The sequence below is a fragment of the Neisseria iguanae genome, assembly GCF_003013245.1.
GTDB lineage: Bacteria > Pseudomonadota > Gammaproteobacteria > Burkholderiales > Neisseriaceae > Neisseria > Neisseria iguanae.
In genome coordinates, this window is the sequence record NZ_PXYY01000099.1 from 841 (window position 1) to 8,802 (window position 7,962).

Consider the following 7,962-nt stretch of genomic DNA (forward strand, 5'->3'; position numbering starts at 1 on the left):
TTGAAAGAATGCGGGTTCCGCTTTGACTTCGGCACACCGTCCGGGCAGCTTGAAATGCTGCGGGAATGGTGTGGTGTTTGGGGCTAATCTGCGTCAGCCTCAAAATTTATGCAAAGCTACTAAAAATTTCATAAAAAGAAATATAATGTAGTTTGGTTTAATTTTTTAAAACAGCGTATTAATCATCTCATCTAATGCAGTTTGCCGTTTTTTCTGTGTTTTGACTGCCCATTCAAAGTTTTTTTTGTCACCCCAAAACACAAAACGCTCCCGCGCACGAGTGATACTTGTGTACAACACCGCATTATTTAAGCCATTTAACACATCACGGCTTTCTTTTGCCGTGTCGATGCTTGGCGGCAGCAGCCATACTTCCCGATACTCCGAGCCTTGGCTTTTATGAACCGTCATAGCAAAGGCTGCTTCAAATGCAGGCAGCCGGCTTATGGGGATTTTTTTGAAGCCGTCTGAAAATGGAAAATAAGCCGCCAAACCTTTAGCCGATTCCGTATCTGGCATAATCAGGCCGATGTCACCGTTGAATACATCTAATATGTAGTCATTGCGCGTCACCATAATCATTTGTCCGGCAAACCACGGGATATCGGCCGGTATGCGCTGCTGACGCTTCAAATGGCGGAAATACGCCTGATTGAAATTATCCGCATCCTGCCGCCATGCCGTTAATACAACCACATCCGCCGCATGACCGAATGCCAACGCAATATTATTGCTGTCTACTGCCTGCCAGTATTTATCATGCTTACTATATAAAAGTTCGGCCTGATGTTTCATATCGGCATGCAATACCTGCAATTCATCGGGAAAACGCTCAAAGTACGCCCATGCCGCTTCACTTTGACCGGAAATCACCGCCCGCGCCAAACAGCCGATGCCGCTGTCCGCGCCAAAGCGGTGGCTGACATGCAAATGTGCTATGTTTTGTGACAAAGCAGGCGGATTTTCAGCAACGGAAAATGTATGTTGCGGCAGATATTGGCTTAAGCGGTGATGAGTATCTTCGTCTAAGACGGTTTCACGTGATAAAGCTGCCAATACTGCCCCGACCCCGACCGACGGCAATTGAAATTCATCTCCCAAAAAGATAACGCGGCAGCTGCTCGGTATGGCTTTGAGTAATTGCAGCGACAGCGATAAATCCAGCATCGATGCTTCATCCACTACCAATACGTCCAAAGGCAGTGGCTGTCGGATATGGAAAGCTGACTGCATTTTCGGCGGGCGGAGTTTAAGCAAACGGTGTACGGTTTGCCCCTCCAGCAACAACAAATGCTGTTTGGTGCGTTCGGGTAAATCGAAGCCGTCCAATGCGCGATGCAGCGAACGAGCCATATGCGCGGCAGCTTTGCCAGTAGGTGCAGCCAAGGCAATGCGCGGCAATGATGTGTCATTATCGCAAATCAGCCCCAATAATTTGGCAACTGTGGTGGTTTTGCCGGTACCGGGGCCGCCAGTAATCAGCATAAAGGATTGCAACAAGGCCAATCCGGCGGCATCGCGCTGCCCTTCACTGCCTTTTTCGGCAAACCAGTTTTGCAGATTTTGCGAAGCCTGCAACCAATTAACATTATCAACGGGTTCCGTTGCCAACCGTTTGATTTCAATGGCCAAGTCGTGTTCAAGCTGCCATAGCCTGCCTAAAAACAAACGCCGGCCGTTTAACACCAGCGGCGTTTCACCAGCGGCGCCAACCACTAAAGAAGCGTGTTTTAAGGCTGCAGCTTCCTTATCGTCGAGCCAGATAAAAGAATGCCCGCTTTGCAGCGCGTTGAATAAGGCTTCAATATAAGGCGCAACTAAGGCCGCATCTTCGGATGCGTAGTGTTGCAAAAATTGTGTGGCAGCCAACGCCGCTGCTTGATTTAAATCGTTGGGCGCATTCATTTTGTTTTCTCACGAAAGAGGCCGTCTGAAAAAAGTCGCTTCCCAACTATCTTTCAGACGGCCTATTATACCGTTTTACATACATTTGCCATATGGATTATTTTTCTTGCAAACGCCCGTCCTGCATGGTCATCACACGCTCGAAACGCACAGCCAATTCATCGTCATGCGTGACTACAATCAGGCTGGTGCCGAATTCGTTTTTCAAATCCAACATCATGTCTAAAACATTCTGCGCATTTTTACGGTCAAGATTACCCGTCGGCTCATCGGCCAACAGGCATTTCGGTTGCGTCACCAGCGCGCGGGCAATCGCCGCACGTTGGCGTTCGCCGCCCGACAGCTCGCTCGGACGGTGCAGCATACGCTGTTTCAAACCGACTTTTTCCAACATCACCGCCGCTTGCGCTTCGGCTTCTGCTTTCGGTTTTTTTCCGATTAACAAAGGCATCATTACGTTTTCCAAAGAAGAAAATTCAGGCAAAAGATGGTGGAATTGATACACGAAGCCCAAATATTGGTTGCGCAACAAACCCAATTGCTTTTGGCTCATTTGCCCCAAATCCTGCCCCATCAACATCACACGGCCTTCAGACGGCATGTCCAATCCGCCCAATATGTGCAGCAGGGTAGATTTACCGCTGCCTGATGAACCGATAATGCTGACGCTCTGACTTTGGCTGACTTCCAGATTCAAGCCATTTAACACCTGCACATTCAACGCACCGTCATTATAGCTTTTACCGACGTTTTCACATTTCAACACAATATCATTCATAGCGTAACGCCTCTGCAGGTTGGGTTTTCGCCGCACGCCAGCTAGGATACAGCGTGGCGATAAAGGCCAAGGCCAGAGAAATACACGCAATCACGGCCACGTCTTTCATGTTGACATCGCTCGGCAAATAATCGATAAAATAAATTTGCGAATTAATCAGATGCACGCCGAACAGTTTTTCGAAGAATGCCACGATTTTGCCGACATTCCAGCCCAGTAATACACCGCATATTACGCCGATCAGCGTGCCGAAAAAACCCGCAAACGCACCCTGAACCATAAAAATCTTCATCACACCGGCCGGCGACAAGCCCAGCGTGCGCAAAATCGCAATATCGGCTTGTTTCTCGGTTACTGCCATCACCAATGACGACACCAAATTGAATGCCGCCACGGCAATAATCAGCGTCAAAATGATAAACATCATGCGTTTTTCTAATTCAACGGCCTCAAAATAGCTGCGGTTGCTGAATGTCCAGTCACGTACCCAAACATCTTGCCGATCAGCTGACGGAATCAGGCCGGCAATAAAATCAGGCGCGCTTTGCGGGTCGGCCAACTTCAGGCGCAAACCGCCGACACCGTCGCCCAAACGGTATAATAGCTGCGCATCCTGAATGTGCGTCATTGCCAAGCTGTTGTCGACTTCATACACACCGGTTTTAACGATGCCCACCACATTGAACTGCTTCAAACGCGGCACGACACCGGCAGGAGTCACGTTACCTTCAGGCGTAATCACCGTGACCTTGCCCCCCAGCTCCGCCCCCAATACCTGCGCCAAACCTTCACCCAAAATAATGTCGAAACTGCCCGGCTTCAAATCATCAAAACTACCAACAGGCATGTCTTTGCCATAATCTACCACATTTTTTTCTTCAGACGGTAAAATTCCCCGAATCTGTACACCACGCACTTCGCCCGAATTAGCCAGCAAGGCTTGGTCGGATACATAAGGCGCGCTGGCCAGCACTTCTTTTCTGTCTTTAATATAACGGCGCAAATCCTGCCATTTCGCGCCACTGCCATTGTCGAAATAACCGATTTCCACATGTGGCGCGACATTTAAAAGTTGGCCGCGGATTTCTTTTTGGAAACCATTCATCACCGATAACACCACAATCAGCGCGGTCACGCCCAACGCAATCCCTGCAATTGAAATCATAGTGATAAACGACATGAATCCGTTGCGCTTTTTCGCCCGCAGATAACGCAGGCCGATCCAAGATTCTAAAGAAGCCATTTAATTCAAGCTGCCTTCATTTAAAGATAAAAGCGGTATTGTACCGTAAAACACGAAGGCCGTCTGAAACGCATACGGCATGAAAACCCAACTGTAAAGACTGGTCGTTTAAACCACAATTTCAGTAAAATCCGTCTAAAAATTTGCACTTGCAGCGAATTGTCTTTATTCTGACTCCAACGATGCCCATCGGGTGCCATTAATAAGTAAAAGGACAAAATCCAATGAAAAGTACAAAACTCTTAGCTTTATCCGCCGCCACCACTGCTTTGGTGTTCAGCGTTAATGCGTATGCTGCTAAAGAAGTTAAAATTGCTTCCAACAATACCCCTTACTCTGAAACACACGTGCAACAATTGGCCGCTACTGCTTTGGGCATGGGTGTGAAAGAACCGGTCAGCCTGACCCGCTCGGGTGGTAATGTTGTCGTCTCCGGCAGCAGCAGCACCAAATGTACCTTCAAAGTAGGCGAAGGCGATACCCCTAAAATTCAGGGCGTAAACTGCAAATAATCTGCTTAAGACAAACTCAAAGGCCGTCTGAACACCCGTTCAGACGGCCTTTACATGATTTTCACACTTTATTTATTCTTTCACTATGCGCCGCTCATAAACCGCCTGCGCCAAAGTGCCGGCATCGACATATTCCAATTCGCCGCCCAAAGGAATCCCACGCGACAGGCGGCTGATTTTATAAGGCAGGTTTTTAAATAACTCCGACAACACATACGCCGTGGCATCACCTTCTGCCGTAAAGCTGGTGGCGATAATGATTTCATTAATTTCGCTCTGCTGCAAACGCGCAACCAGCTTATCCAAGGCAATCGATGAAATATCCATGTTTTGCGCCGGACTAATCTGCCCCATCAACACAAAATACAAACCGTCATGACAATGTGCCGTTTCCATGTTCGACACATCTGCCGGCATATGCACAATCATCAGGCGGCTTTTGTCGCGGCATTCATCGGCGCAAATATCGCAGGTTTCGTTTTCGGTAAAGGTATTGCACACACGGCAATGATGCACCTGTTTTAAGGCATGCTGTAAAGCATCGACCAATTCCTGAGCTTCTTCACGCTTGTGCTGCAGCAACTGGTGTGCCATGCGCTGCGCGGATTTGGGACCGACATTAGGCAGCATTTTCAAGGCATTAATCAATCGGCCGAACGCATCAGGTTGTTTATTCATATTTCCAGACGGCCTCGCTGTTTTCCGTTAAATCTTGGTAAACCAAACGGCCGGAACACCGGCCGTTTGGTTTAATCCGTTATTCTGTCGGATTTACCTTTTGAGCACCTTGCTCATGTTTGATTTTCTTGTTCAGATATTGCAACAATTGGTCAAACACATTGGCTGTTTGCTGCTGCACTACCGCTTGTTTGGCTGCCGGTAATTGTTCGTTGACGTTTTCCGGGGGTTTTATTGCCTGCACTTCCAAAATCACCGGAGCAGGTAAACCTTCAAGTTTCACATAAGCCGGTTTACCGGCCGCCGGCCGCGCTTTCAATAATTCCGCATACGCTCCAGGCGGCATAGATTGGCGGGCTTGCTGTGCATTCAAATCAGAAACTTGCGACCATTCAACTGTCGTTTTCTGACCGGATTTTAAATCAGCCAGCGCTTCATCAGCTTTTTTCTCGGCTAATTTGCGTGCTTCGGCCAGCAAATAAGCGGAACGTACTTCTTCTTTCACTTCGTCAAATGGTGCGGTTTTCTCTTCGCGTACATCCTTGGCGCGCACCACCCACACCACATCCGGCGCGATGGTTACCGGCTCGGAATTATGCCTTTTCTGCAAAACATCTTCGCTGAAAATTGCCGTAATCAGCTCATCAGGCATACCTGCTGCTTTGCCATTTGCCCGGGTCAGCCATTCGTCAGGCTCTTCTACTTTCAGATTTAGCTTCTTGGCTGCTTCAGTCAGGCTGTTCGGATTATTGAACACTTCTTCGGCCAATTGCTCTTTGAGCTTATTGAATTCTCCGGCAACTTTTTTCAGTTTCAGTTCCGTTTCAATAGAGGCTTTTTCCTGCTCAAAAACCGGTTTGTTATCCGTCGGAGCGGCTGCTGCTTGCTCATCAAACGCCTTACGCACTTCTTCTTCGCTTACCTTTTGCCCGGCTGCCAACTGATTGGCATCCAAAGCCACATATTCGATCTTGACTGCTTGCGGAACCACATAATCCTTTTTGTTCGCGTCGTAGAAACTTTGTACGGCCTGATCATCTGCCTTAACTTGTGAGGCAAACACTTCCGGACTGAACGTCACTGACCGCACAGTACGGGCGGCTTGGATAAGGTTAACCAACTGCACTGCTTGTGCATCGCTGACAATCGTGCCGTTTTGCACCAAATTCAGCAGATTTTGCAAAGCAAACTGCTCGCGGATTTCTTCGACAAACTGATCTTCGCTCATGCGGCGTTGGCCGAGATATTGCGTCAGCTTCGCCTGGCTGAATTTACCGTCGGCATCATGAAAGCTCGGGTCATCCACGATAATTTGTTTGATTTGTTCCTGCGACACCGCAATGCCCATCATTTTCGCGCCTTGGGTCAAATAAGCGCGTTGCAACAGTGATTGGAATACCGCTTCACGCGATTCATTGCCGCCTGCCGCTTGCGCATTTTGCATGGCAGCATTCAAGATGTGGTCGCTGACTTTCTGATCACCAATTTTCACAATATAATCCGAACCCGGTGCCGCCACAGTGCTTACACCGAAACCGACAAAAGTCAGCGCAATCAAACCCAATAAAATCTGGGCGGGCAATTTATATTTTTCAACGGAATGGAACATAACAACTCAATGAAGAAATTTAAAGATATGTAGAGGCAAACGCACATTGTAACGTTTTTTTCGTGAATCTGCACTTCCATTGCTTTTTCAGACGGCCTTTATGGAAGAAACAATTCCAAGCGTGGAAGGCCGTCTGAAGTCTTATTAGCCGATTAACCGAAAATTTGCTGATAATAATCTGTCGAAAATCCGACGTAAAACTGACCTTCTTTATCCAGTACCGGGCGCTTAATCAAGCTTGGATTTTCAACCATAATTCGAACCGCATTTTCCTGTTCCGCCGCTTGCGCTTGGATTTCTGCATCTAGTTTACGCCAAGTCGTGCCGCGTTTGTTTAATAAACTTTCCAAAGGCATTTGCGACAGCCATGTATTAAGCAATTCAGGCGTAGGCGGCAATTTTTTGAAATTGACAAATTCAGTTTTTACGCCATTCTCAACCAACCAAACGCAGGCTTTTTTCACTGTATCGCAATTGGGAATACCATATAATTTAATCATATCCAGCCTTTCATCATAACTCTGCACTGCTATTCTACCGAGAGCTTGCACAGTTTGCCACAAAGTATATTATTATAAGCAATAATGGCTTTCGGTGATACAAACATCCCGACATACGACATTAATTACGGAGCAACCCGATGAAAAAAAACGTAACACTTTCTTTAATTGCCGCTTCTGTGCTTATAGCAGGCTGCTCAGACGGTAAACCGAGCAATTCGCTGTTTGAGAAAACCATTAACCAATATGCGCAAAAACAAGGTAAAGGCATTTTAAACCCCTGAGATTTGAGCGGCTTTTGATGACTGTAATACAAAACAAACGACAGCATCGGAAAGACGGGAAAGATTGTGATATTTCAGACAGCGGTGCAGATTGGAGCGTGTCAGTTTGGGGATTTCCGGTTTTAAGGCATAAAGCAGGTCATCCAAAGGCAGCGAAGGATTTTCTGCAGGTAAAGCTCCTCTGGCTCAGTCAGCGCCGTAGCGTTGCGCTTTGGCGGGCCGGAACATTTGTCTTCAAAGCGGTTGGCACCGGAATAAGGCCCATCCGGTTCGGTGATATCTGAAAACGGGGTTTGCTTCCCACATTCGTCAGCAAATACGGTGCTGCAGTTTGGGGAACGGGTTGTTGGCACTTCGGACACTGGCTGCCGTTAATCCGGCTGTGTCGGAAGCAGTCAAACCTGAGGCAGAAAGGCGTAATATTTGCCGGAATTTCTGCCCGGAAAGTTTACC

General features: G+C 47.7%; 8 protein-coding genes and 2 pseudogenes. 3 read left to right on the forward strand and 7 right to left on the reverse strand.

Annotated elements, in window-relative coordinates:
• Nucleotides 1-87, forward strand: a pseudogene (locus C7N83_RS16290) (IS1595 family transposase); the annotation flags it as partial.
• Nucleotides 88-165: 78 nt separating this feature from the next.
• Here the strand turns inward: C7N83_RS16290 and recD are convergent.
• The 3 genes from recD to C7N83_RS11775 form a co-directional block, all read right to left on the reverse strand.
• Nucleotides 166-1,905: an exodeoxyribonuclease V subunit alpha gene (recD, locus tag C7N83_RS11765; protein ID WP_106742849.1), complete on the reverse strand. Its 1,740-nt coding sequence runs from the start codon at nucleotides 1,903-1,905 to the stop codon at nucleotides 166-168.
• A 97-nt stretch (nucleotides 1,906-2,002) separates the two neighbouring features.
• Entirely contained in the window at nucleotides 2,003-2,683 is a 681-nt protein-coding gene (gene lolD, locus C7N83_RS11770) for a lipoprotein-releasing ABC transporter ATP-binding protein LolD (RefSeq protein ID WP_106742850.1), read from the reverse strand.
• Nucleotides 2,676-3,926, reverse strand: a complete 1,251-nt coding sequence (locus tag C7N83_RS11775) for a lipoprotein-releasing ABC transporter permease subunit (protein ID WP_106742852.1) — start codon at nucleotides 3,924-3,926, stop codon at nucleotides 2,676-2,678. The genes lolD and C7N83_RS11775 overlap by 8 nt, the downstream gene beginning before the upstream one ends.
• Before the next feature lie 224 nt (nucleotides 3,927-4,150).
• On the opposite strand from C7N83_RS11775, the gene C7N83_RS11780 reads away from it, so the two are divergent.
• Nucleotides 4,151-4,438: a hypothetical protein gene (locus C7N83_RS11780; RefSeq protein ID WP_106742853.1), complete on the forward strand. Its 288-nt coding sequence runs from the start codon at nucleotides 4,151-4,153 to the stop codon at nucleotides 4,436-4,438.
• 72 nt (nucleotides 4,439-4,510) lie between these two features.
• Here the strand turns inward: C7N83_RS11780 and recR are convergent, their stop codons facing one another.
• The 3 genes from recR to C7N83_RS11795 form a co-directional block, all read right to left on the reverse strand.
• Nucleotides 4,511-5,116 (reverse strand): recombination mediator RecR, encoded by a 606-nt coding sequence (gene recR, locus C7N83_RS11785; RefSeq protein ID WP_106742855.1) that lies wholly within the window; start codon nucleotides 5,114-5,116, stop codon nucleotides 4,511-4,513.
• A gap of 79 nt (nucleotides 5,117-5,195) precedes the next feature.
• Nucleotides 5,196-6,725: a SurA N-terminal domain-containing protein gene (locus tag C7N83_RS11790; protein WP_106742857.1), complete on the reverse strand. Its 1,530-nt coding sequence runs from the start codon at nucleotides 6,723-6,725 to the stop codon at nucleotides 5,196-5,198.
• 152 nt (nucleotides 6,726-6,877) lie between these two features.
• Complete coding sequence (locus C7N83_RS11795; protein WP_106742858.1) at nucleotides 6,878-7,225, reverse strand: arsenate reductase; 348 nt, start codon at nucleotides 7,223-7,225, stop codon at nucleotides 6,878-6,880.
• Nucleotides 7,226-7,365: 140 nt separating this feature from the next.
• On the opposite strand from C7N83_RS11795, the gene C7N83_RS14930 reads away from it, so the two are divergent.
• Complete coding sequence (locus C7N83_RS14930) at nucleotides 7,366-7,509, forward strand: hypothetical protein (protein WP_170064905.1); 144 nt, start codon at nucleotides 7,366-7,368, stop codon at nucleotides 7,507-7,509.
• Nucleotides 7,510-7,554: 45 nt separating this feature from the next.
• Here C7N83_RS14930 and C7N83_RS16295 read toward each other — a convergent pair.
• Nucleotides 7,555-7,662: pseudogene (locus C7N83_RS16295) on the reverse strand (IS481 family transposase); the annotation flags it as partial.
• Nucleotides 7,663-7,962 lie beyond the last annotated feature (300 nt).

Coding starts and splice junctions, on each gene's coding strand:
- recD (WP_106742849.1), bottom strand. CDS start 1,905: ATGAATGCGCCCAACGATTTAAATCAAGCAGCGGCGTTGGCTGCCACA.
- lolD (WP_106742850.1), bottom strand. CDS start 2,683: ATGAATGATATTGTGTTGAAATGTGAAAACGTCGGTAAAAGCTATAAT.
- C7N83_RS11775 (WP_106742852.1), bottom strand. CDS start 3,926: ATGGCTTCTTTAGAATCTTGGATCGGCCTGCGTTATCTGCGGGCGAAA.
- C7N83_RS11780 (WP_106742853.1), top strand. CDS start 4,151: ATGAAAAGTACAAAACTCTTAGCTTTATCCGCCGCCACCACTGCTTTG.
- recR (WP_106742855.1), bottom strand. CDS start 5,116: ATGAATAAACAACCTGATGCGTTCGGCCGATTGATTAATGCCTTGAAA.
- C7N83_RS11790 (WP_106742857.1), bottom strand. CDS start 6,725: ATGTTCCATTCCGTTGAAAAATATAAATTGCCCGCCCAGATTTTATTG.
- C7N83_RS11795 (WP_106742858.1), bottom strand. CDS start 7,225: ATGATTAAATTATATGGTATTCCCAATTGCGATACAGTGAAAAAAGCC.
- C7N83_RS14930 (WP_170064905.1), top strand. CDS start 7,366: ATGAAAAAAAACGTAACACTTTCTTTAATTGCCGCTTCTGTGCTTATA.